At 64.7% G+C, this 25,422-nt stretch carries 13 protein-coding genes; 7 read left to right on the top strand and 6 right to left on the bottom strand.

Translation table 11 applies throughout. The features are described 5' to 3' along the window. Positions 1-319: 319 nt before the first annotated feature. Together LOY37_RS12325 and LOY37_RS12320 are read left to right on the top strand one after the other, a co-directional pair. Positions 320-4,516, top strand: a complete 4,197-nt coding sequence (locus LOY37_RS12325; protein WP_258717026.1) for a leucine-rich repeat domain-containing protein — start codon at positions 320-322, stop codon at positions 4,514-4,516. A 66-nt stretch (positions 4,517-4,582) separates the two neighbouring features. Then, on the top strand, positions 4,583-8,902 hold the full coding sequence (locus LOY37_RS12320) for a dermonecrotic toxin domain-containing protein (protein ID WP_258717025.1): 4,320 nt from the start codon (positions 4,583-4,585) through the stop codon (positions 8,900-8,902). Here the strand turns inward: LOY37_RS12320 and LOY37_RS12315 are convergent. Further along, positions 8,875-11,133: a bifunctional diguanylate cyclase/phosphodiesterase gene (locus LOY37_RS12315; protein WP_258717024.1), complete on the bottom strand. Its 2,259-nt coding sequence runs from the start codon at positions 11,131-11,133 to the stop codon at positions 8,875-8,877. The two genes, LOY37_RS12320 and LOY37_RS12315, sit on opposite strands and share 28 nt — an antisense overlap. Before the next feature lie 139 nt (positions 11,134-11,272). On the opposite strand from LOY37_RS12315, the gene LOY37_RS12310 reads away from it, so the two are divergent. From LOY37_RS12310 to LOY37_RS12295, 4 genes are all read left to right on the top strand, one after another. Beyond that, positions 11,273-12,892 carry an NADP-dependent glyceraldehyde-3-phosphate dehydrogenase gene (locus LOY37_RS12310; RefSeq protein WP_258717023.1) on the top strand — a complete coding sequence of 540 codons (1,620 nt, stop codon included), beginning with the start codon at positions 11,273-11,275 and terminating at the stop codon, positions 12,890-12,892. A gap of 109 nt (positions 12,893-13,001) precedes the next feature. Next, entirely contained in the window at positions 13,002-13,469 is a 468-nt protein-coding gene (locus LOY37_RS12305) for a VOC family protein (RefSeq protein WP_258717022.1), read from the top strand. An 83-nt stretch (positions 13,470-13,552) separates the two neighbouring features. Beyond that, the gene (locus tag LOY37_RS12300; RefSeq protein WP_258717021.1) at positions 13,553-14,746 is read left to right on the top strand and encodes a hypothetical protein; all 1,194 of its coding nucleotides are present in this window, start codon (positions 13,553-13,555) and stop codon (positions 14,744-14,746) included. Between the two features lie 80 nt (positions 14,747-14,826). Continuing rightward, entirely contained in the window at positions 14,827-15,132 is a 306-nt protein-coding gene (locus LOY37_RS12295) for a hypothetical protein (RefSeq protein WP_045198739.1), read from the top strand. 246 nt (positions 15,133-15,378) lie between these two features. Here the strand turns inward: LOY37_RS12295 and LOY37_RS12290 are convergent, their stop codons facing one another. The 5 genes from LOY37_RS12290 to LOY37_RS12270 all read right to left on the bottom strand — a co-directional run bounded on the left by LOY37_RS12290 (position 15,379) and on the right by LOY37_RS12270 (position 23,805). Then, complete coding sequence (locus tag LOY37_RS12290; RefSeq protein WP_258717020.1) at positions 15,379-16,806, bottom strand: sigma-54 dependent transcriptional regulator; 1,428 nt, start codon at positions 16,804-16,806, stop codon at positions 15,379-15,381. Beyond that, the gene (locus tag LOY37_RS12285; protein WP_258717019.1) at positions 16,781-18,268 is read right to left on the bottom strand and encodes a HAMP domain-containing sensor histidine kinase; all 1,488 of its coding nucleotides are present in this window, start codon (positions 18,266-18,268) and stop codon (positions 16,781-16,783) included. The genes LOY37_RS12290 and LOY37_RS12285 overlap by 26 nt, the downstream gene beginning before the upstream one ends. Positions 18,269-18,380: 112 nt before the next feature. Beyond that, positions 18,381-19,316: an SCO family protein gene (locus LOY37_RS12280; RefSeq protein WP_093383339.1), complete on the bottom strand. Its 936-nt coding sequence runs from the start codon at positions 19,314-19,316 to the stop codon at positions 18,381-18,383. A 15-nt stretch (positions 19,317-19,331) separates the two neighbouring features. Continuing rightward, positions 19,332-22,112: a multicopper oxidase domain-containing protein gene (locus LOY37_RS12275; protein WP_258717018.1), complete on the bottom strand. Its 2,781-nt coding sequence runs from the start codon at positions 22,110-22,112 to the stop codon at positions 19,332-19,334. A 235-nt stretch (positions 22,113-22,347) separates the two neighbouring features. Next, positions 22,348-23,805 (bottom strand): HAMP domain-containing sensor histidine kinase, encoded by a 1,458-nt coding sequence (locus tag LOY37_RS12270; protein ID WP_258717017.1) that lies wholly within the window; start codon positions 23,803-23,805, stop codon positions 22,348-22,350. 249 nt (positions 23,806-24,054) lie between these two features. Here LOY37_RS12270 and LOY37_RS12265 point away from each other — a divergent pair, with 249 nt between their 5' ends. Next, a complete protein-coding gene (locus tag LOY37_RS12265) occupies positions 24,055-25,401 on the top strand; it encodes a hypothetical protein (protein WP_258717016.1) in 1,347 nt (448 codons plus the stop codon). Positions 25,402-25,422: the final 21 nt, after the last annotated feature.

Genomic DNA, 25,422 nt, shown 5'->3' with positions numbered 1-25,422 from the left:
GCTGTACTGCACAGCTTCAGCAATGGTCGAACTGGCACAAGGCAAATACAGCAACGCATGCACCAGCGGGCGGATCGGGAACAGACTTTTTCATGGTCAACTCCGAGTGTATTTGGGACCGGAACACTCGGAGAACCCGGCAGAGCCGAAGCACTCCCACGCACAGCTGCCATAAAACAGACGGCCACCTCTGGCGACGACGCCAGCCAGCACTGGAAGTCTCGACCCTTCACTGGCCAGCGCAGTCAGCAATAACTACCACCCTCCCCCAATCCCCCCGTCGTCTCCTGTCGGCCTTCAACCCCACAGGACCATCCCCATGCCCCCGCTCGACCAACACTCACCACACCAACGCCTGATCCAGCAAAACCTCCCCACCTGGACCCGCCACACCCCCGCCGAGCACTGGCAACGCTTGCGCCAAACCCAGCAACCACCCCAGGGCCATGCCGGTTTCGAGGCCGACTGGTTTGCCAACGCCGCGCCCGATCTGCGCGAGGCGGTGCTCGCCGCCCAGGCCCGCAGCCGCGCTTCGGCAGCGGCGCTGGCGGGCAGGTTGCAGGGGCTGCAGAGCCTGAGCCAGTTTGCCGAGCCCCTGCTCGCCGCACAGTTGCAGGCGGACTTCGGCCTGCAACTTGAGGTGCGCAAGGCGCAATTGGTGGATTATGAAGAGGTGCTGTTTTCGCCCCGCCAGCCGCCCAGGGCGGTGGCCAAGGCGCCGATCAGCCTGTTGCAGGCGGCGCTGCATAATTTCTATGCCGGCCAGGGCTTTCTGTCGCCAAGTTTCTTGCGCAACGGCGCCCATGCCCGGCTGGCCATCACCCCACAGGCCTTCGCTGCGTCCTGCCGCGCCCTGGACCTCGGTGTGCAGTACCAGGCTCACTTGCTCGGGCAGTACCGGGCGCCCTTCGTTGCCCACCTGTGGATCAACGCCAGCCACGACCGCGTGCGCGCCGCCGTGCAGCTGGCACGCTTGCGCCTGGATATCCGTGGCACAAGCCAAGACCGCCTGCTGGCGCTGCTGGACGGTAACGCGCAATTGATGCCGGTGCAGCAGCTAAGCCTGTTTGCCGTGGCCCTGCGCGAGGTGCTGCTGTTCTACCCCGAGGGCCTGGGCGATGAACAACCGGTGGTGCTGTGGTTGCCGGGTGCTATGGCGGGTGAATTGAAGGAATACAGCTCGCTCGCCGCCTGTATCGCCGACTTGCAAACCCACCTGTGCCAGGCAAGCTTTCGCGGGTTCTTCGCACGCTTTGTGGCCAACGAGCAACAGGCGCATTTTTTCAGTGTGCTCCAGCGCAACCTCGATGCCGGCAACAGCAGCGCCGAGCAGGACTGGCCGCTGCACAGCGGCGCAGACCTGCACCTGGTCGGGCAAAAACTGGCCAACCCGCACTTTCACAATTTGTTCGAGCAGCACCTGCAGCAGGCCCTGGCCGATGCTCGGCAGTTGGCGGTGCCCTCTGCCGATGCCGATGCGGCGCGCCATGCGCAGGTCAAGGCGTTCTGGGAAAACACCACGCTGAATTTCTTGAATGTAGCGGCGTTTTTTGTTCCGGGCCTGGGCGAGGTAATGATGGCGGTGGTGGCCTATCAGTTGGCAAAGGAAGTGATTGAAGGGGTGGAGGACTGGCAGGTCGGCGATGTCGATGCCGCCCTCGGCCACTTGCAGTCGGTGGCGTTGAATGTGGCCTTTATCGGTGGCCTGGCCCTGGCCGGCAAAGCTGCCGCACAGCTGTCGCAGTTGGCCGAAGTGCGCCTGCCCGATGGCCGGCTGCGCTTATGGAAGCCGGACCTTGGCCGCTACCGCGTGGATATCGAGCTGCCCGCGCAAACCACGGCCAATGAGTTGGGCCAGTTCCAGGTGGGCAACAAGACCTACGTACGCATCGACGGCCAGTTGCACCAGCAGCGCTTCGATGCGGCGCTGGGCCGCTGGCGCCTGGTCCATCCCAGCGAGCCGAACGCCTATGAACCGGAGCTTAGCCACAATGGCCATGGCGCCTGGCGCTCAATCCATGAGCGGCCATTGACCTGGTCGAGGCAACAGCTGCTGCGCCGCCTCGGCCCGGTGACCGAGGGCCTGAGCGATGCCGAACTGGAGCAGGCCCTGCACATCAGCGGCGTTGACTACGGGCAACTGCGCCAGGCCCATGTGCGCAACCAGCCGCCAGCGCCCTTGCTGGCCGACACCCTGGCCCGGCTGCAGGCCGCGCGCCGGGCAGGTCTGGGCGCCGAGGGCCGGCAGCGCTTTGCGCAGCTGTACACACCGCCCTCACCCGCCCCGACCGCTGCCGAGCTGCCCCTGGCCCGCGCTCTTGAAGGGCTGTATTGGCCGCTGCTGGCAAGCACTGAGAGTGACCACCTGCTGCTCACCTGCCTGGCGCGCCTGCGCGGCTGGCCCGAAGGTTTTACCCTGGAGTTGCGCGGTGCCAGTGCCGACGGGCCGTTGCTCGCGCGGGTCGGTGCGCGGGCAGCGGCTGAGCGGCGGGTGTTGTTCAAGCGCGAGCATGGCTACCAGCTGGCCAGCGAGCCGGCAGCGGTGAGCGATGATCTGTTCGAAAGCGTCTTCAATGCGCTGCCGGCGAAGGCGCGCCAGGCCATGGAGCTGCCCGACAGCAACGCGCTCAGGCACAAGCTGCAGCAACTGACGCAGCAGCATCGCGACCAGCTCAGCCAATGGCTATGGGCTTACCCGCGCTTGGGCTGGGCCGAAGGTGGCGGCCTGCGCGGCGGCAGCGGTCGCGGCTACCCGCCGAGCCGGCATGCCCTGGCTTCACTGGTGGCGCGTTATCGCCAGCTGTACCCGGCGTTGAGCGATGCCCAGGCGCAGGCGGCGCTCGACAGCTGGGCCGGGGTCAATCTCGATGCCGCCGAACAGATCGGCCGCCTGGAGGCGCAGTTCAACCGCCTTGAGCACGACTTGTTGCGCTGGTCGCAAGGCAACGAAGCCCGCGAAACCCTGCGGGAAGAGCTGATCAGCGTCTGGCAGCAAGAGCGCTTTCGCCAATTGCCCGATGGCTCGCGGGTGTTCCAGCTGAACATGGACGAAACCGGGCTCAACACCGACGACCTGCGCAGTTTCCCGGCCATCCAGGCGTCGTTCGCCCATGTGCGTGAACTGTCGCTGGACGACAACCCGCTGGATGAACTGCCCACCGCCTTCAGCCGGCACTTTCCCAACCTGCGGCGTCTGTCGTTGAGCAGTACCCAGCTCGCCAGCGTGCCCACTGGCCTGGGTGCGCAATTGCAGGTGATGGACCTCTCCGACAGCGCACTGATCTGGACACCGGCCGACCAGCGGGCCTTGCAGCAATACCCCAACCTGGAGGAATTGCAGCTGTCGGCCAACCCCCTGGCCACGCCACCGGACCTCAGCGCCCTGACCCAGCTGCGCATGCTTGACTTGTCGCACACGCAAATCAGCGCGCTGCCACCCGGCCTGCCAGGCTTGCAACAGGCGCAGTTGATCGACCTCAGCGATAACCTGCTGCAGCGCCTGCCGGTCGGTTTCGTGCTGCCCGAGCCCATCGCGCGAGCCCTGCGCCTGGAGAACAACCCCTTCGACGCGGTGACCCTGGAGCGCATCGAGCAGTACTTTACGGCCCACCAGGTCGACCTGATGGTCTCCGATGTCAACTACGACGGCCTGCTGTTCACCGCCACCCCCGAGCAACGGGCGCTGTGGCAGCGCCTGCAGGTGCACGCCCCGCGCCCGTTCGTGCGCCACCTGCGCGGGTTGTATGGCCGCCTGGACTACCAGACCGCCCCCCACGCCACCTTGCGGCGCTGGTGGCGGGTACTAAGCTGGCTCGAACACGCCCCGGCCAATCAGACATTGATGGTGCCTGAGGTCGCCCGCAACCTGCTGGTTCTCGAGCCCCAGGCGCAAAGCGCCTTCGCCCTGTCGGCGCCGAGCACAGCCTTACAGGCCGAACGGCTGCTGCGCCAGGTGCTTGAGCGCGTGCGTTTGCAGGCGGTGCAGAGCGCCGCCGAACAAACCAGTACGGCGTTGATTCTGGGTGATGCCGCCGCAGCGGTGAACCGCGAGCCGATTCAGCAAGCGTTTTTCTATTGGTTCTTGCAACAACTGGGCGAGGACCCGACCCTGGTCATGGCGCCTACGCCCCTGGCTGGCGAGCCGCTGTCCAGCGAGTTGATCGAACCCTATCTGCAGCAACAACCGGGTGGCTGGCTGGAGCCGTTGCGCGAGCACATTGAACAGCTCAACCCGGGCACCGAGGCGGGCCTGAACGCGATTTTGCAGCGCTACCAGGGCACGCGACTTTTTGTCCAGGCCGATTGGGCCGCCCTGCTGCGCCAACGCTTTGGCGCAGATTTCGTCGAGTTGGAAAGCCAATATGCACGCACCCTGGAACTGGCCGAGGGGATGATTGAAGATCCGCAGTACCTGCAGGTGTATCGCCAAGACCTCGAGCAGCAGTTTTTGCAGCATCTCGATGCCCTGGTACGGCGCCTGACCCGCAATATCGAGGTCGAACCCCACGAAGAGTAATAACTACCACCCGCTGACAAGCGTGCGGGAGCTTGCTGACGGCTTCATGCCACAGGAGCCTCCCGCATGCCTTCCAACAACCCGCACCACGCCTTCCTCAGCCAGCAATTGCCCGGCTGGGCCTTGCATGCCAGCCAGGAAAACTGGCAGCACCTGCGCCAGAGCCTGCTTACAACAGGCGCCGACGCGCTACTCAGTCCCCAGGCAAGGCAGTATCAACTGCAGTTACGTCGCTCGCGCAATGCCCTGCACGCCTTGCTCAAGCCTTTGCAAGGCGTCATGGCCTTCACTCAGCCCCTGCTCACCGCACGCCTGAAAGATGCCTTTGGCCTGGAGGTAGATGTCAGCCGTTGCACCCTGACGCCCGTCAGCACGAACATTGGTGGCTTGCTGACGGGGCGGGACGTTACCGGATTGACTGCCAGCCTGCTGCAATACGCACTGCACAACTTCAGCGGTATTTACTTCGACCCACCCAGCGCCATTCGTGACGCCCAAGGCCAGCCCCTGGCGATCAGTGCCACGGCGTTTGCCGCCGAGTGTCGCAGGCTCGACCTCGGCCGGCGCTATCAGGATCATCTCGACGGGCTGCTGGTGTATGGCGACCAAGCCAGGCAGGTGCGCGACGCCTTCGAGCAGGTACACAAGGACCAACTGCGCCTTGACCTGCACCTTGCCCATGGACAAAAACGCCTGGGTGACAACGGCATGAGCGCCCTCAGCGACCTGCTCGCCGGCCGAACAACCGTGAAAATCGGTAGCCGGCCCGTGCGCTGCTGGTCGCTGAGCCTGTTCGGCATCGATCTGCACGATGCCTGGATGCTAGCCCCCGCCGAATCCGAGGCTGAACGTATCGCCCAGGTGTCGGAGCTACTGTCCACGCCGCTGGCGCTGTTCAACCCGCTGTCGATCTTTTCGCCGCGCCAGGGCGTGCTCGACCGCAACCGGCTGAAGTCTGTCGGCCCGGTGTTGCTGTACCTGCCGGGAACCACGCCCGCCGTGCAGCAGTATCCCTCGTTGCAGGCGCTGCACCATGATCTCAAGGGCAAGCTGTGCAAGGCGCAGTTTCGCGCGCTGTTCATGCGCTTCGTACCCCTTGAACAACGCGCGCACTTTGCCAGCGTGCTCAGGCACAACCTGGCTGCCAAGGCGGCGGCCGATGCCGACTGGCCGCTGCCCGGTTTTGCCAAGCTGCACCTCAAGCGCCAACTGATCGAAGGCGAACTGTTCAATTACCTACAAAGCGCCCAGCTGCGCCGCCTGCGCAACGAAGCCCGGACCCTGGCGGTGCCTACCGCCGATGTCGACGAACAGGCCCGCCAGGCGCTGCTGCAGGGCCTGGAAGACCTGGGGCTGAATTTTCTCAATCTGGCAGCGTTCTTTGTCCCGGGCCTGGGCCAGGTGATGATGGGGGTGTTTGCCGCGCAGTTGCTGTACAGCGCCTTCGAGGGCGTCGAAGCCTGGCACGAGGGCGATGTCGACACGGCGCTGGCACACCTGCAGTCCATCGCCCTGAATGTGGCGGTGGCCGGCGGCCTGGCGGTCGGTGCCGGGGTGGCCGGCAAGCTGTTCAACGCCACGCTGATGGACTCACTGGTCAGCGTTGAACGCGCCGATGGCAGCCCGCGCCTGTGGCAGCCGTCACTGGCCGGGTACCGCAGCGAGGTGCGCCTGGCCGACGGGCTCGAGGCCAATGCGTTGGGCCAGTATGTGATCGACGGCAAGCATTACATTCGCCTGCAGGGCGAGCTGTTCGAACAGCGTCTGGACGCAGGCACTGGGCAATGGCAAATCGTCCACCCGCACGACCCCGAGGCCTACCAGCCTGCCCTGCTGCATGACGGACAGGGCGCCTGGCGCCATGTGCACGAACGGCCGCTGCAATGGTCGCGGGCCACCCTGCTGCGCCGCCTCGGGCAGCGCGTCGAGGGCTACAGCGACCAGCACCTGAGCCAGGCGGCGTGGGTCAGCGGCGTTAGCGAAGACGCCCTGCGCAGCCTGCATATGCATCATCAACAGCCCCCTGAACTGTTTTTCGATAGTCTGCGGCGTTTGCACGCGGCAAGTGCCAGCAGTGCGCTCAGCGAACGCCTGGGGGATATCAGCTTTGCACAAGTGTTTGCCGATTACTACCAAGGCCCGGCAGATGGCCTCACGCCCCTGCAACTGGCCTTGCCACGTGCCATCGAAGGCCTGTACCAACCCTGGCTTGCCAACGATGACTGCGAGCGCCTGGTATTCGCCTGCCTCAAGCGCTTGCCAGGCTGGCCCGAGGCGCTGCGCCTGGAACTGCGCCGGGGCAACCTGGACGGCCCGCTGATTGCCCAGATCGGTGCCAGGCAGGCCGCCGAGCACCGGGTGCTGGTAAAAAGAGGCCACTCCTGGCGTGCTTATCGAGCCGGCGAGCCGCTGGCTATGCCTAGCGCCAATCGCTACAAGGCGATCCTCGATGCCCTGCCCGTCAGCGATCGCCAGGCCCTGGCGCTGCAAGCCGACGATGGCTACCAGCTCGGTAGCCGTATCCGTGACCTGAGCCAGGCCAACCGCGACACCCTTGGCCAATGGTTGTGGGCGTACGAGCCGGGCTGGTCGCAGGCTATCGGCTTGCGTGGCGGCGCGCCGACTGGCTATGAACCGACGCCGCCGACCTCATCACTGCTGGCACGTTATCGCGAGCTCTACCCGCGAAGCAGCGAGGTGCAGGCGCAGGCGGCGCTGGATGACTGGCGCGCCGCCAACGTCGACCCCACTGCCGCCGTGCAACAGCTTGAAACGCAGTTGCAGCGCCTGCGCAGCGACCTGCAGGGCTGGGCCGCTGCCAGCGAGCAGCGCCAGCAGGCGATCCCCGGCCTGCTCGATGCCTGGAGGCGAGTTCATTCGTTACGAACACTCAATGGCCAACCGATCTTCGCCCTGTACCTGGATGAACTGGGGCTGCTCGCGCAAGACCTGGACAGCTTCCCGCAGTTGCAACCCGGCACTTACACCCACATCCAGGAGCTGTCGCTCGACAGTAACGCGCTGGGCCACCTGCCCAGGCATTTCACCCGCCACTTTCCGTACCTGCGCAGCCTGTCGGCCCGCGAGTGCGAGCTGACCAGCGTTCCCGAAGGCCTTGGCGAGCAACTGGTGTCGCTCGACCTGGCGCAGAACCGGCTGAGCTGGATGGCCAGCGACCAGGCCAGGCTGGCAACCTACCCGGGCCTGCAGAACCTGTTTCTGGATGGCAACCCGATAACCACCGCACCCGAGCTGGGCGGGCATCGTCATTTGCGCCACCTGTCGCTGAACGGCTGCGGCCTGGTTGAACTGCCCGGCGGCCTGGACGAGCTGCGGGCCCCGGCTCTGATCGACCTGTCGGATAATCAACTGACGCACCTGCCAGAGAACTTTGACCCGCCGCGGGTGGTCGGCCACGCTCTGCAACTGGAACTCAACCCCTTCACGCCAATGACCCAGGCGCACATTGAGCGCTACTTCGCCGACTACCGGGTCGATTTGCTGGTGTCCCGTGACGCCTACAGCGACCTGCTCACCCAGGCGTCGGACGATCAGCTGCAACTGTGGGAGCGCCTGCAGGTGCCGGCACGCCTGGACTTCGTGCAGCGCCTGCGCGAGCTGTACGAAAGCTTCAGCTACCTGGTGGCGCCAGACACCACGCGCCGGCGCTTGTGGCGGGTACTTGAGGTCATCGAGGCGCAGCCGCAGGGTGATGAGTTGCTGGCCCAGCATGCCGGCGGCGCACGCATCCTGCAGTTGGAGGATACCGTCGACAGCTACCTGGCCCTGGCCGAGGACCACCCCCGGCAACGCGGCCAAAACCTGTTGCAGGTCATGCAGCGCCGTACCTGGCGCGAAGCCATCCAGGCGCATGTCGACCGCCAGATACCCTTGGCTGCCGAGCTGGGTGCACCGCGCTACCTGCGCGCCCAGGCCCTGTATCATTGGGCTTTGCGCCAACTGGCCTATGACCCGGCAATGATCTCCACGCACACGCCGCTACCCGCAGAAGCGCTGGTGACCGGCTCGATCGAGACGACCTTGCAACAGCTGCCCGCCGACTGGGTGGAGCAGTTGCACGGGCAGTTGCTGGCGCTCAGCCCCGACAGCGATGCCGGGCTCAATGCCATGCTGCGCCGCGACGAGCACCACCAGTACCTTAACCAGGACTGGGTGCATTACCTGCGCTTGAGCTATGCCGAGCGTTTTGAGGAACTGCGCGGCGAGCTGAGTCAACGCTTGCACGCCGCCCAGGAGGAGATCCCCAACCCCGACGAGCGCGAGCTGACCGAGCAACTGATACGCCGCAACCATGAAGCCGAGGAGCAACAGTTGCTGGGCGAATTGACCCAGAACGCTTATCGCGACTCGCTCAACGAAGAGTAGAGGCAAGACTGGCTGGCCGTGCGCGCGGCCAACCAGCTATCAAACTCGGCCACCGGCATCGGCCGGCCCATCCAGAAGCCCTGGCCCTGATCGCACCCGGCATTGCGCAAAAACGCATACTGCTCGGCGGTTTCGATGCCTTCGGCGGTAATCTTGAAGCCCAGGGCGTGGCCCAGGTCGATGATCGCCCGGGTAATGGCGGCGCCGTCGTCGTCTTCGGGCAGGTCCTTGATAAAGGCGCGGTCGATCTTCAGGTGGTCGATCGGCAGCATCTTCAGGTACGCCAGCGACGAATATCCGGTGCCGAAGTCGTCCACTGCGGTGGTCACGCCCAGTTCCTGCAACTGCGCCAGGACTGCGCAGGCGTGCTGCTGGCTTTCCATCAGCAGGCTTTCGGTGATCTCGACTTCCAGCAGGGTCGGCCCCAGGTCATAGCGTTTGAGGCTGCGCCTGAGGCTGGCGACATAGTCGCTGCGCTCGATCTGCAGGGCCGCGACGTTGATTGCCACCGGCCCCGGCAGGCGGTCGGCGGCTCGCCAGGCGGCGATCTGCGCGCAGGCAAGATCCAGCACTTTCTCGCCCAGGGGGATGATCAGCCCGGTGCGCTCGGCCAGCGGGATGAACTGCGCCGGCGACACCAGGCCGTGCTCGGGGTCACGCCAGCGCAGCAGCGCCTCGGCGCCTTCGACGCGGCCGCTGAACAGGTCGATCTTGGGCTGGTACCAGAGCTCGAATTCATTGTGCTTGAGCGCCCGGCGCAGGTTGTGCTCCAGGTCCAGGCGCTGCTGCAGGCGCTGGGTCATTTCCGGCTGGTACAGGCGGTAGGCATTACGCCCGCTCTCCTTGGCCGCGTACATCGCGGTGTCGGCGTGGCGCAGCAGGCGGTCGGCGCTCTGCCCATGTTCCGGGCACCAGGCCAGGCCGATGCTGCCGGTCACCAGCGCGGCGTTGCCCTTGAGGTCAAACGGCAATTGCAGGGTTTGCAGCAGGGCCTGGATACGCTCGATGCAACGGTCATCCGGCCCTTTGAGAACAAAGGCAAATTCGTCGCCACCCAGGCGGCACAGGCAATCCTCAGGCTCGATGATCTGCATGAAGCGCGCCGTGGCCTGCTGCAGCAACAGGTCGCCCATGGCGTGGCCGAGGCTGTCGTTGATCTGCTTGAAGCCGTCGATGTCGAGCACCAGCACGGCCAGGCGCTGGCCCTGGCTGATGGCGTCGAGCAACTGCTGCTGAAAGCGCAGGCGGTTGGGCAGCCCGGTAATGGCATCGAAATGCGCCAGGCGCTCCAGTTGCGCCTGGGACTGCTTGAGTTCCAGGTTGCGCAGGTTGATCAGGTGGTTGCTGCGGTTGAGCTGGGCGACGAACACGCTGAACAGCCCGGTGCAGGTCAGGGCAAACAAAAACAGCGGCGAGGCGAACAGGCTCATCGACGGCCAGCCGCCCAGGGGGCTGGCCGCCAGTTGCCAGAGCCCGCCGGGCACATCGACATTGACCGTCACCGGGTGCTGTTCGAACAACTGCGGGTCACCCCAGATCACCGCGCCCGCCGGGCCCTGGCCATCGGCGCCGCGCAGGGCCAGCTCGAAGCCCGGGTCCAGATCGAGCCCGGCGGTGCTGAGCAAGCGGTCGATATCGGCAACAATCGAGACATTGCCCCAGTACAGGTTGACGCCTTTGTGGCCCTTGAGGAACACCGGGCGCCGGTAGATCAGCCCGCGCCCGCCCTGCAGCAACTGCACGGGGCCGGCCAGCACCGGGCTGTAGTTGTCGCGGGCACGCTGCAGCAGCGGGTACTGGTCGGGCAGCCGACGGTAGTCCATGCCCAGCACGCCCTGATTGCCATTGAGCGGGTAGACATCGGCGATCACATCGTTGGGCGCCAGGGAAACATGGCGGATATGCGGCACCGAGGCGATGGCCTGGCGGGCCATGTCGTGAAAATGCTCGGGGCTGATTTCGCCATCGGCACTCAGCAGTTGGGCAATGCCTTCGGTCTCGCCGAACGCCGAGCGCAACTGCGCCTCGATGCTGGCGCGCACGCCCGACAGGCGCGCGCTGGCATTGGCGATCACCTCGGCTTCCTGACGCTGCACGTCCAGGCGCCCGAGCACCACCGACAGGCCGATGCCGATCAGGGCAAAACCTACGGGCAGCAGGCGATTGAGGGTGGTGCGCAGGTTCTTCGACAGGACCGGATTGTCATCAAGGGCGAGGATTCTTGTGCTCATAGGTCCGTAATTCGCATCGCATTACTGCTTTATCGGCGCCGGCGGCGCATTGTTTAGCCAGGCTGGCTTTTTTTAGCGCGCTGGCGTTATGCTCAAACTGAAACGTTTCACCCATTACCGAAAAAGAGGTGCTGCGCCCATGGACCGTCTGCTCGATTCGCTGTTTCCCACCGCCAACGAGATCCCTGAGGCGTACCGCCTGGGTGAGCCGCTGGTGCAACGCGAGTACCTGGTCAACGGCCAGTTGCAGCAATGGGACGGGCCGCTGGCCACGGTGCGCAGCCCGGTGTGGCTCAAGGAGGGCAATGAAGAACGCCAGGTGACCCTCGGCAACACGCCACTGCTGGACGCCGACACCGCCCTCACCGCCCTGGACGCCGCCGTGCAGGCCTACGACAAGGGCCGTGGTGCCTGGCCCAACATGCGCGTGGCCGAGCGTATCCAGCATGTCGAAACCTTCCTGGCCAAGATGCGCGAACAGCGCGCGGCGGTGGTCAAGCTGCTGATGTGGGAAATCGGCAAGAACCTCAAGGACTCGGAAAAAGAGTTCGACCGCACCTGCGACTACATCGTCGACACCATCGGCGCCCTCAAAGAGCTGGACCGCCGCTCCAGCCGCTTCGAACTGGAGCAGGACACCCTCGGGCAGATCCGCCGTGCGCCGCTGGGCGTGGCTTTGTGCATGGGCCCCTACAACTATCCGCTGAACGAGACCTTCACCACCCTGATCCCGGCGCTGATCATGGGCAACACCGTGGTGTTCAAGCCGGCCAAGTTCGGCGTACTGTTGATCCGTCCGCTGCTTGAGGCCTTCCGCGACAGTTTCCCGGCCGGGGTCATCAACGTTATCTACGGCCGTGGCCGCGAGACCGTCAGCGCGCTGATGGCCAGCGGCAAGATCGACGTGTTCGCCTTCATCGGCACCAACAAGGCCGCCAGCGACCTGAAAAAACTCCACCCGCGCCCGCATCGCCTGCGCGCAGCCCTGGGCCTGGATGCCAAGAACCCGGGCATCGTGCTGCCCGAGGTTGACCTGGACAACGCGGTGAACGAGGCGGTCACCGGCGCGCTGTCGTTCAACGGCCAGCGCTGCACGGCGCTGAAAATCCTCTTCGTCCATGAAGACGTGGTCGATGAATTCCTCGATAAATTCCAGCGCAAGCTGGCCGCGCTCAAGCCAGGCATGCCATGGGAGCCGGGCGTGGCCCTGACGCCGCTGCCCGAGGCCGGCAAGATCGATTACCTCAATGGCCTGGTGGCCGATGCCATCGACAAAGGCGCCAGGGTCATCAACGAAGGCGGTGGCGCCAGCCGTGGCTCGTTCTTCTACCCCGCCCTGCTATACCCGGTGAATGCGCAGATGCGCGTGTACCAGGAGGAGCAATTCGGCCCGGTGGTGCCGGTGGTGCCTTATCGCGACCTGCAGACGGTGATCGACTACGTGCTCGATTCCGATTTCGGCCAGCAACTGAGCATCTTTGGCACTCATTCGGCCGAGGTCGGCAGGCTGGTCGATACCTTCGCCAACCAGGTCGGGCGCATCAACCTCAACGCCCAGTGCCAGCGCGGCCCCGACACCTATCCGTTCAACGGGCGCAAGAACTCGGCCGAGGGCACCCTCTCGGTACACGACGCCCTGCGGGTGTTCTCGATCCGTACGCTGGTGGCGACCAAGTTCCAGGACAGCAACAAGCAGTTGATCAGCGACATCATCCGTAACCGCGAGTCGAGCTTCCTGACCACCGATTACATTTTCTGACTGCCGCTCGTCCAGCGCCGCGACTTTTGATTTGCCCAATCGCCGAAACTGTATAAATATACAGTTTCGCGCCATTCACCCTGCGGCGCCTTAAAGGAGGATCAATAAAATGGCAGTCAAACCAATCCCCGAAGGACAGCACAGCATTACCCCCTACCTGGGCATCAAGGATGCCGCCAAGGCCATCGAGTTCTACAAGAAGGCCTTCGGCGCGCTCGAGATGTTCCGCCTCGACGGCCCCGACGGGCGCGTCGGCCATGCCGAGCTGAAAATCGGCGATTCCTCGCTGATGCTTGGCGACCCGTGCGATCAGTCCGGCGGGCTGGTCAGCAGCCAGTCGCTCAATGGCACGGCCGTTGGCCTGCACCTGTATGTCGAGGACGCCGATGCCACCTATGCCCAGGCCCTCGCCGCCGGTGCCAGCCAGGTTAGCGAGGTCAAAGACCAGTTCTACGGCGACCGTAGCGGCACCCTGAAAGACCCGTTCGGCAACCTCTGGTTCGTCTCCACCCACAAGGAAGACCTGAGCGTGGAAGAGATCCGCGAGCGCGCCGCCAAGCTGTTTGGCGGCCAGTAGGGCCAGGTTCGGCTGGCGGGCATGTTCGCCAGCCGGGCTTTGCATTAAGGTGGCAGGCACAGGAAGGCAGGCCAGGATTGTCCATGCGAATCATCGAAAAGAACGCCGCGCTGGTGCGCACCCTCACCCCTGCTGAAGACGAGCTGTTGCGTGGGTTTGTCCAGGGCAACCTCGAAGGCCCGCGCTTGCTGCAGGCCAACCAGTTGCTGATCAAGGTGCGCGCTGCCGGCCATTGGCTGGCCTGTGATTGCCAGCCCAAGGCGATGCCGGTGCTCAACGTCAACCTCAACGGCAACACCGGCACCCTGTTCCTCAAGAACAACCCGGGCACCGCCGAGCACGCGCCAGACTGTGCGTTCATCAAGGACGAGCGTGAAAGCGCCAGCCGCGACAGCGACACTGATGCACCACCGGCCGCGTGGCTGGCGCCCGATGCGCCGCTGCGGCTGATTGGCGATTTCAAGCGCGCCAGTGAAGCCAGCAGCGAATCCGCAGGTAGTGGCGACAAACGCGAACAGCACCGATTGCTGTCGTTGCTGCTGACCCTGATCGAGGCCAGTGGCCTGAACGTCTACGCCACTCACCTGAAAAAAGACCTCACCGGGCAGTTTGCCGAGTTGCGCGGCGTGGCCAGCCGTTATCCGCTGATCGAGCGGGTGCCGGCCAGCAACTACCTGGAAACCCGCCTGGACATGAAGCACATGATGATGCTCAAGGCGCGCTTGCGCGAGTCTACGGCCTTTGGCAACCATCGCCGGCATGGCTTGCTGCTCGACTGCGTCAGCCAGATCAAGGCGCGCAAGGTGTTCAACGAGCGCAGCGAGGACGGCTTCGACTTCCAGGGCCATCACCTGCTCTGGGGTGGCAGCAAGACCCCGGGGCCGTTGCTGGCCCTGGCGATCTACTCGCCGGCCAGTGCCGGCAGTCATTTCTATGAGCTGATCCATGTCGCCAGTGTGCCGGTGCTTTCGCGCGGGCAGCTGTTTGCGGTGTACCGCGATGAAGAGCGCGAGCCGCTGAAAATGCTCATCTCGCTGATCGACTGGATGGCCAGCAAGGGCGTCAAGGTGATCATGCGCCGGCCGGTGCTCGGTGGCCAGGGCATGGACGCGCTGGTGCTCAGCTCCGACCAGGACCGGGTGCTGTCGGTGTCGCTGACCGAGCAGCCACTGGGGCCGGAGCCAGAGGGCGAGGCCTTCAAGCGCTATGCCGACTTCAAGAGCCTGGATACCTTCCGCAAGTACGTGGCAGGTTTTTTCATGCGCGGGCGCGAGTAGCGCCGTTGGTCGCGTGCGTCGCACCTTCCCTTCGCGGCTGGGCCTAACCTCTGGCACCTGCCCTGAAAAGGAGTTTGACCATGACCCGTAGCGCCCTCGCTGCCTTATTGTTTGCCGCATTGCTCGGCACCCAAGCGGTTGCCGCCGGCACCGGCCCGACCAACCCCAACCCGGACACCACCCCGACCACGCCGTTGCCGGGCATCAACACCGGCACCAACCCCACCGACACCCCACTGCCCAGCGGCACCGACCCGCGCACCCAGGGCAATGACGCCGGGCGCCAAGGTGGTAGCGAGACCGATGGCAGCCGGCGCGAGCCGAAGAAAGACGGCAGCGGCTCGGAGAATGGCGGCGACGCTGGGGGCAGTGCCGGTAGCTACTAGGGTTTGTACGAGAAGTTGCCGAGCGGCGATCAGGCAAGGCGAAAACAGGCGAGGAACGGCCGGGGTCGCGCACGACTTTACGAGTTGTAAATGAGCATTCCGAGCCTGTTTTCAACGCAGCATGATCGTCGCGCAGGCACTTTTCGTACAAAGCCTAGGGCTGACCTCCAATGTGGATCTGATTACGACCGCTGCGCGCTCGATCGCGGGTCAAGCCCGCTCCCACAGGTTTGGCATTATGTACGCCTACCACTGGCGCTTGTCCGGCCGGGTCAGGCCGAGCTTTTCGATCCGGTAGCGCAACATGTCCCGGCTCAGGCCCAGCAGCCGCGCCGATTTGGTGACGTTCCAGTCGGTGCGGTCGAGCATCTTGCGCACCATGTCGCGCTCCACTTCCGGCAAGCTCGCCGAGGCCATGGCCTCAGCATTGCCGAACGCTTCATGCACGGCAGGCGCCGGCATTTCCAGCGGCTCGTCGACCAGGCTCATGCACACGTTGAGCTGGTGCGGAGCGATCAGCTCCTGGGGCGCCAGCAATACCGTCTGTTCAAGCATGTTGCGCAACTCGCGCACGTTGCCCGGCCAGCTGTAGTTGAGCATCAGCTCCTCGGCCTCGTCGCAAAAGCGCAGGTTGGGCTTGCCATAGCGTTTGCCGTGCAGGGCAAGAAAATGCCGGGCCAGCAGCAGGATGTCTTCACCCCGGGCATACAGCCTGGGCACCTTGATCGAGATAATACGCAGGCGGAAGAACAGGTCACGGCGAAACTTGCCCTGCTGGACCATCTGCTCCAGGTTGCAGTTGGTGGCGCTGATGATGCGCAAGTCGACCTTGCGCTCCTTCACCGCGCCAATCCGGCGAATGGTGCGGTCTTCCAGTAGCTTGAGCAGCTTGGCCTGCAGCAGCAGGTCCATTTCGCCAATCTCGTCGAGGAACAAGGTGCCGCCGTCGGCCGCCTCGACCAAGCCCACCCGGCGATCCTTGGCATCGGTAAACGCGCCCTTCTCATGGCCGAACAGTTCAGCCTCCAGCAGGTTGGCCGGGATCGATGCGCAGTTGAACTCGATAAACGGCCCCTTGCTGCGCACTCCGTCAAAATGCAGGGCGCGGGCTACCAGTTCCTTGCCGGTACCGGTCTCGCCTTCTACCAGCACCGGCGGCAGGTCACCGCTGGCCATGCGCTGCTCGGCATCGAGCAACTGGCGGATGGTGTGCTTGAGGCCGAGCATGGCCGGTGATTCGCCTATCAGCGCCTGGCCACCTGATTTTTGCGCCTCGCGTTCCTGGTAGAACGACAGGGTACGCTCCATGCGCTCGGTGGCCAGGGCCTTCTCCAGCATCAGTTTGAGCTCGGCCAGCACCACCGGTTTGGTCAGGTAGTGGAAAGCGCCCTCCTTCATCGCCAGCACGGCGTCTTCGACGTTGCCGTAGCCGGTCATCATGATCACCTTGAGCTCCGGCGCGCGCTGGGCCAGGGCCTTGAGCAGCTCGTGGCCGTTCATGCCCGGCAGCGAGTTGTCGGTCAGCACCGCATCGGGCTGACAGCGCGGCAGCTGCTCCAGGGCCTCTTCGGCGCTGTGGCAAACCGTGACCTCGAAGCCTTTGCGCTCAAGGTAGGTCTGGATGTTCTCGGCGAGGATTTGATCGTCCTCAACCACCAGGATGCTCTGCTCCATGGTCCCCTCCCGCTGCAATATTGAAGATCAGGCACACGCGGGTTCCTTCCTCTTCGCGGCTGGCCAGGCTCACCGAGCCACCAAAACGTTCCATGATCCGCTTGACCAGTACCAGGCCGACCCCGAGGCCGCCCTGTTTGGTAGTAAAAAACGGCTTGAAGACCATCCGCTCCTGCTGCTGGGTCATGCCCTTGCCGGTGTCGCTCAAGGTCAGTTGCAGCTGTTTGCCGTCTTCCAGCGCCTGCACCACCACGCTCAGGCGCCCGCCCGTGGGCATGGCTTCAAGGGCATTGGCGAACAGACTGTTGAGAATCTGCGTCAGCAGCACCGGCTGGCTGATCACCCAGGCCGCCTCGGGCGTGTCGATCTGCACCTGGACCTTGTGCCGCTCCAGTTGCTGGGCAAAGGCATGGCGGGTGTCGTCGATCGCCGCCACCAGCTCGACCGCTTCGGCATCGTCGTTGACCGGGCGCAGCGACACCAGCAAGTCGCGCACCCAGCGCGACATGCGGTCGACCTGGCTGATGATGTCGCCAATGTTCTTCTGCGCCGGGGCACTGGCGATGTCCTGGGCAAGTTCGGCGCTGGAGCGGATATTGGCCAGCGGGTTGCGCAGGCTGTGGGCCACCGCCGAGGACATTTCACCAAGGGCGACGAAGGTTTCGCTGGCCACCAGCTGGGTTTGCTGGGTCTGCAGCATGCTCGCGGCGCGGCGCACGATCCAGAACAGGCCGAAGTAGATCAGCGCCCCGCCGACCAGGGTCGAGGCCCAGATCAGCACGTAGCCGCGCTGGATGCGCCGCACCAGGTCCTGGGGTTCCTTGTACACCTCGACCATCGACAGCACCTTTTGCCCGTCGCTGTCGAACATCGGGATGTAGTTCTCGATGAACAAGTACTGCGGCGCGCGCTGGAACTTTTGTTCATCGCGGTCTTCATTGGCCTTGTGGTAGCTGGCCGAGACCGGCACTTTCGAGGCGAACGATTCATCCAGGTCGTCGTCGCCGACGATTTTCTCCCCGATCAGCTGCGGGTTGGTCGACCAGACGATGGTCCGGTCCAGGGCATAGACGTTGGCCAGCAAGGTGTCGGGCAGGTGTTCGACATGGTCGAGAAACTCCACCCGGGTGGACTCGGCCAGGGTCGGGCTGACCCCCGGGTGGTGCTGGTCCAGGCGCGGGTCGAGCAGCTCGCCCATGGTGGTGCCCGGCGGAATGCGCGAATGGCGCACTTCGGCCTGGGCCATGGCCTGGATGAACTGGGCGGTGAGCATGGCATCGCGCTCGACGCTGTCGGTGACCACGAAGCGGGTCGAGACATAGCCCAGCCCGCCTGCCACCGAAGCGATGATCAACAGGCTGACCAACGAGAACCAGCGCAACAGGTTGAACTGGCGCAAGGGTCGGTCGGCTGCCTGGCTGTCGAGGCCCTCATCGGCCAGTTTTCCGTTGAGCATCTGCATCGGGTCTGGTCCTGCCGTGGATGCTTCTTTTCTTAGAACTTATAGCCCAGCGTGCACACAGGCGTGGCACATCAAAACTAATGGCCACGGCGCCAGTGATAGTATTTTGCCTTTATGGCTGTTGGCGTTCGGCCTCCTGCTCGAGAAAGGCTAGCAAGGCCTGGGCATCGGCCTCGTTCAGGCGCAGGTTGGGCATGGCCACGCCGTTGTATTGCCGGTACAGCGCCATGACCTGCGGGTCTTGCTCGGCGAGCATGCGATCCGGCTCGCGGATCCAGCGGCTCAGCCAGCGCTGCTCGCGGCGCCGGGTAACGCCGAGCAAGTCCGGGCCGACCGCGCGCAGGCCGGTAGCCTGGCCATCTTCCGGGCCGAGGCTGTGACAGGCGGCGCAACGGGTGCGAAACAGCTCTTCGCCGCTGCTCGGCGGGCGAATCTGCGGGGCATCGGCGTAGCTCTGCTCGCTGCTGGGTTGCTTCCAGTTCTGCAGGCTGTTGGCCAGTTGATCGGCGAGAATCCACGGGTTTTCGAAGGGTGAGGCCTTCATCCAGCGCCCGGTGGCCTGGTTGCCGACGATCAGGCTGAGGTTATGGTCGCGGCTGCGGCCGTTGTCGACGCCTTCGATAAACAGGCCCAGGCTGCGGCGCAAGGCATCGATCTGGCCTTTGTCGCCGGTCAGAAAGCGCCAGCCGGGCGCCACCTTGAACTTTGCCGCATAGGCCTTGAGCACCTCGGGGGTATCGCTGAGCGGGTCGATGCTGATCGAGTAGAAGAACACCTCGCGCCCGACCCGCTCGCCCAGCAGTTGCTGGACCTGGCGCAGGCGCGCGGTCTCCAGCGGGCAGGAATCGCCACAACCGGTGAAGATGAAGTTGATCACCACCACCTTGTCCTTGATCAGGTCGTCGAAAAAGCGCAGGTGCTCACCGTTGTGGTCGATCAGCTCGGTATTGGGGAAGTACTGCGCCCCCCAGGGCGTGGCCTCCTCGGCCAGCCCCGGCAGGCTGCTGCACAGCCAGCAGAGCAACAGGCAACGTGCGATAACGCCCATGGCAACCTCCCCCGGCTATTTGCCGACCTTGACCTGCGGGCCCTTGCCATCGCCGTTGCGCCAGGTCGGCAGCGCCGCCGAGTTGACGTACTTGACCCCGTCCCAGCTGGGCAAGGGCGTGGGCATCAACTGCAACTGGCCGGGGTGCTCGATGTCCCAGCGCAGCAGCATCGAGTTGTCCTCGTGCTGGGTGTTGTGGCAGTGCTCCATGTAGGTGCCGGCGAATTCGCGAAAATTGATCGCCACCTCGACGTTGTCCAGGCCGTCGGCTTCGCTGCCGATCCGGTAGACGTCCTTGCGCGCCCACTTTTCCCATTCCGGCGGCGCCTTGCCGCCGCGGCTGAGGATGATGCCCTCCTCGAAGTGCACGTGCACCGGGTGGCTCCAGCCGTTGCCACCGTTCTGGATCTTCCAGATTTCCAGGGTGCCGAAGCCGCTGGCGCCGGCGTCGGTGGGGCCAGTGGCCAGCTGAGGCGCGGCGTTGAGCCGGCGCGGGTCCATGTGATAGCCAAAGCCGCCGTCGGTCTTGACCGTCCACGGCGCCTGGTCGGTGCCATCGGAGCGGCCGAAGATGAAGGTGCGATGGCGGGCCTGGGCCAGGCGGGCGATGTCTGCCGGGTTGTCGCGGTGCAGCTTGAGCGGGATCATCACCTTGCCCTCGGCCTTGCCGGGTTTGGCCGGCTCGTAGGCGGCCGGGTCCATGGCCAGGTCCTGGCCGCTGTAGGGCTTGACGTTGAACTGCAGGATCTTGTTGACGGTGGGGTCGCCTTTATCCCATTGCGGGCCCTTGCTGGTCTGCTTGATCACCGCCTGATACTTCTCCGACAGCACGTCGGCCAGGGCAATGGCCTCTTTGGGGCCCTTGCCGGTGTCATGGGCCTGGAGGTTGAGCAGGAACAGCTTGTCGCCGGGCTTGATCCCGTTCTTGGCGAAGTTAACGACAATGTCGAAGCGCTCGGCGATGCCCTGGGTCGGCAGGATGGCGTTGTGGTCCTGTTTGTCGCCGTTGGCGTCCAGGTCCATGCTGCCGTCGAACGGCACCGCGTGCTCCATGATGTTGCCGTCGTTGGCAATCATGTGGAATGGCACCCGCGCATAAGAAAGCCCCGAACCCTTGGGCCCGGCGAACTCGCCGCCGCTGCCCTTGATTTCACGCACCAGCGCCAGTTTCAGGTAGCGCGACACCGAACCGTTGAGGATGCGCAGGCGGTAGCTGCGGGCGCGCACGTCGAGGTATGGCTTGTATTGCCAGTTGACCAGGATCTGGTCGCCGAGAAAGCCGTCGGTGTTGAACGGGTTGAACCACAGCTGGCCGTTCTGGCCCCAGGCCTTGTCGGCGATCAGCAGGTTGAGGTCATAGTCGCGATTGCCCCACGACAGCGCCGAGCCGCTGGGCAGGCGCAGGTTGACGCCATCGTCGAAGGCCTCGTTGCCGCGGTCCAGGGCGCTGTAGTAGTTCATCATCGCAGCGTTGCCCTTGTAGACGTTCTGCGCGGTGAAATCGAGCATGTGGTCATGAAACCAGTGGGTGCTCATGGTTTCGCGCCAGTCGCCGCGAATACGGATACTGCCGTTCTCGCAGGTTTTCAGCCCCGGGTTGGCGTCGTTGACCCACAGGGTTTCGCCCGGGGTGCAGGGGAACGCCGCGCGCGGGTCTTCGGCGCGGGTGTTGATGCTGTCGTAGCCGGCCAGCTGGATCGGCCAGCGGTAGTCGTAGTACTGGCCCGGGAAGAAGAACGCGTTGGCGTAGCCGTCGCTTTCGGCCGGGGCGTGGCCGTTGTGTTCATGGGTGCTGATGGTGTGCAGGCCAAAGCCGTGGTTGGCGGCGGGGTCGATCGGCAAGGCGTTGTAATGGCGCATCAGCAGCGGCTGGCCGTATCGCACCATCAACAGCTTGGCCGGCAAGGTGCCGTCGAAGGTCCATAGCGACTTGTGATCCTGCAGCGGCATGTTGGGGTGGAAGCGGGTATCGACGCCCTTGGTGGTGCCCAGGGTGTTGGCCTGGCCGGCGGTGTTGTAGTACAGGCCGCCGGGGCCGAACTCGCCGACGCTGTAGTGGTGCATCTGCATGGCGTCACGCAGGCCGCTGTTGATCCGCGCCCCGGCTTGCGCGGTTTTGTAGGCGGCCTGGGGGTAGAACTCGTTCCAGCGCTGGTGCGACCAGCCCTTTCCTGGTGGCCGGCCTTCGGCGGCAGAGCCGATGTGGCGGTTGAGGAACAGCTCGATCTGCTGCTGCCAGGGGTTGCGGTCGACAACGTTGGCAAACTGGCCGGGGAACGGAGTCAGGCCCGGCTGCTTGAGAAAGGCATCGAGCAACGGCCCGGACGGCGCACTGCGCGCGACGTTGAGCGGGTCTTGCTGCGGCGCCGGGCCGGTGCTGGGCGCCGGGAACACCAGTAGCCCGGCGGGGGTGGTCGGGTCGAGGCGGGTCGGGCCGAATTCTTCGAACAGCAGCAGTTGCTGGCTGAACGGCTGGGCGCCGAACATCGGGCTGGGGGCGCCGTTGGTGGGGTAGTTGAAGCTGGTTTGCAGGGCGGGCGGGCGCTCGTTCTCCTGGCGCGGGGTGGTGCGGTCGCCCTCACCCTCGGGCAGGTCGAAGGCGCCGAGGTTGGCCTCGGGCAGCGACAGCAGGTTGTTCAACGCTGCGGCGCTGTCGGCGGGTGGATCGCTAAAGGCCGAGGGGTCGCCAGGCTCTGGCGGCTCGACATCATCCAGGCGGCTGGCGTTGGCATCAGCCAGCAAGGCAATGGCCAGGGCGATGCTCAGGACAAGAGGCGTGGGGGTTGGGGTTTTCATCATCTTCACCCAGATTCAGGGACCGGTAATGTCGTTTTGCAATTACCTGGCCACATCTGTATCAGGATGTGTATTCGTTAATTATCAATAGGTTATGCCTACAACCTAATATTATTTACGAAGAGTGATGTTGGAAAACCACCCCCAGTTCTGGGTCTTTACCCTGCGGAAGCTAAAAAACAGTAATGTGTTTAAATTCATATAGTTATCAGTATTTATTAAAGTGCTTTATCCGTTACTTCCCCACCACCCTGAACGTCAGCAACACACACGTACCCTGCCCCTCCTCGCTACTGAGCTTCACCGTTCCGCCAAAGCGCTCCATGATCCGCCGCACCAGCACCAGGCCAACCCCCAGTCCGCCTTGCTTGGTGCTGAAGAACGGCTTGAAGGCCATGCGTTGCTGCTCCTCGGTCATGCCCTTGCCGCTGTCGCACAACTGCAGGGTCAGGCCCTGGCGCGTTTGCCGGCGCCGCTCGACACGCAGTTCACCGCCTTCGGGCATGGCCTCCAGGGCGTTGGCGACCAGGCTGTTGAAGATCTGCCCGAGCAGTACCGGCTGGCACAACACCAGGGCCTGGGGCAACTCGCCCATCTGCAGGCGCACGCCCTGGCGCAGCAGTTGCGGGGCAAAGCCTTGCAGGCTGTCCTGCAGCACCCGCAGCAGGTCTACCGGCTCCGGGGTATCGTTCAAGGGCCGCAGCGACTGCAACAGCTCGCGCACCCAGTGGGACATGCGGTCGACCTGGCTGATGATGTCGCCGATGTTCTTCTGCGCCGGCCCCTCTTCGATCTCCTGGGCCAGTTCGGCGCTGGAGCGAATGCTCGCCAGGGGGTTGCGCAGGCTGTGGGCCACCGCCGACGACATCTCGCCCAGGGCCACATAGGTTTCGTTGTTGATCAGGCACTTTTGCTGCACCGCCAACTGCCGGGCGGCGCGGCGCATGATGCCGTACAGGCCGATGTACACAAGCCCCGCGCCGATCGCCGTGGCCAGCCAGATCAGCAACAGGCCGCGTTCGATACGCAAAATCAGGTCGCGGGGCTCCTTGTAGATCTCGACCATGGCAGTGACGTTGCCGCCCTCGGCATCGAACAGCGGGATGTAGTTCTCGATGAACAACTGCTCGGGCGGGGTAATGAACTTCTGCTCGCTGCGCGCCTGGTCGACGTCGTGGTAGCTGGCCGAGACGCGCATCTTCTGGTCGAAGGCATGGTCAAGGTCGTCATCGGCGTCGATCATCTTGCCCACCAGCGCCGGGTTGCTCGACCAGATGACCATGCGGTCCGGGGCGTAGATATTGGCCAGCAACACGTCGGGCAGGTGGGCGATATGGTCGAGGAACTCGCCCCGGGCGCTGCGCCGGGCCTCGGGGTCGACATCCGGGAAGGCCTGGTCCAGGCGCGGGTCGAGCAATTCGCCCATGGTCCGCACGTTGGGGATCGACACGTGGCGCACTTCGGCCAGGGCGATGGCCTGGATGAACTGGGCGGTGAGCAAGGCGTCGCGCTCGACGCTTTCGTTGATCACGAAGCGGCTGGAGATCAAGCCCAGGCCCACGGCCACTGAAAGGATGATCGCCAGGCTGACGAAGGCGTACCAGCGCAGCAGGTTGAACGGCTTGCGCGCGGCGGCCGGGGCCGGGCTTGCGAGCTGCAGGGACGACGAATCGAGGCGTGGCTGGCTGCTCATCACTGACTCCCGAATGAACGCTCCTTAGGTTATAGCCCAGCCCGCGCAATTCCCCCGCCCGCTTGCCCCACTTGCCCCCAACCCTGGGGCCAGCGCCCCGAGTCGAGTGGCTCTGCCGACACCCTGTAACCGCACCCCAGGCCTTGTGCAGCAAGGCCTGCAGCGCCTTGAGAATAAATTGGTACGGATGTTGCCGATGCCTGTGCAGACGACCCAAGTCCATGGGCCCGATTGCAAGAGGGAAGACTCATGCACCGTCCAACGCCCCACCCACTGGCTCTGCTGATCCTGGCGAGCATTATCCAGGCACCGGCCCAGGCCGCCCTGTTCGAAGTAGACCCCGGCCCTTACCTGCCCGCTACCGGCGGCTTTGCTGCCTGGTACCAGGACACCCATGGCCGGGTGCTCGACCTGTGCCTGTCCAAGGCGGTCAGTTCGCGGGTGCCCGGTGCACCCGGGGCGCCGTCGTACATGTGCGTGCTCAACCCCGCCCCCGGGGTGTTCGATGACACCCGGCCGATCAGCTTCCCGAGCAACTACCCCGACGAAACCTTCTGGTTCACCGCCGATGCCGCCATCACCGACGCCGCCAGCGGCATCGACCTGACCTACGGCACCGCCATCGAGGCCGCCTTCGCTGCCGAAGACGTGGTCGACGGTGACCAGGTCAGCTTTGCCCGGGTGCGTATCCGCGTCGACGTGCCCACGCCAGGCACTTACATCGTCACCCACCCCTACGGCGTCGAAGTGTTCGATGTGCCGGCGGCCGGGCGGCGGGCAATCAACATGACCCGCGACATCGGCATCGGCTCGCCGAAAACCTACACCGGGGCGCTCAAGGGCGATGTCGGCCCGTTCCTGCGCGGTGCCGGTGGCCCCTACAGCGAAACCAACCCGGCCACCGGCGCCAGCGAACGCTTCATCGGCGACCCGAACCTGCAGGAAGCGGTGACCGGCAGCCCGTTCAACACCAACTTCGTGCGCATCGAGGGCCCCAACGGCCTGGATTTGCGTACCGAACTGTTCTCGGTCTCGGGCAAGCTCTCCACCGTCGCCCGCCCGACCCCGGTGATCGCCCAGCGCAGCACCTATTCGCGGCATAGCGAAAACGGCGACCTGCGTGCCCAGCAGGACCTGTTCGTACAAGCCCCGCCGCCACCGGCGACCGCCACCCTGGTCAGCCAGACCCCCAACCTCAACCTCAGCGAGGCCAACACCACTGGCGCCTGGTACGCCCAGTCGGTGCTCAACCCGTCGCTGCCGCTGAACCTGCAGGTGACCGCCGACAACAGCCTGGCGATCCCCTCCAGTACCCCGACCACCCTGACCCTGGCGCTGACCGACCTGGTGGTGATTGAGCGCGCCGAGTACAGCCTGGCCTCCGGGCAACTGACCCTGGTCGCCAGCACCAGCGACGAAACCAGCCCGCCCGTGCTCAGCGCCCGCACCGGCAACGGCGCCACGATCGGCACCCTGAGCGGCAATGGCGCGGTCAAGACCCTCACCACCGGCCTGTCGCCGATTCCGCCCGCCAAGGTCACGGTGACCAGCGCCAACGGCGGTAGCGACAGCGAAGAAGTGGTGCTCGTGCCATGAACACTCTTACGCCACGTCCCG

Origin of the sequence: Pseudomonas sp. B21-012 (assembly GCF_024749305.1) — a bacterium.
GTDB lineage: Bacteria > Pseudomonadota > Gammaproteobacteria > Pseudomonadales > Pseudomonadaceae > Aquipseudomonas.
Note: the sequence above shows the minus strand (reverse complement) of the source record. Positions and strands in the feature narration are given on the sequence as shown.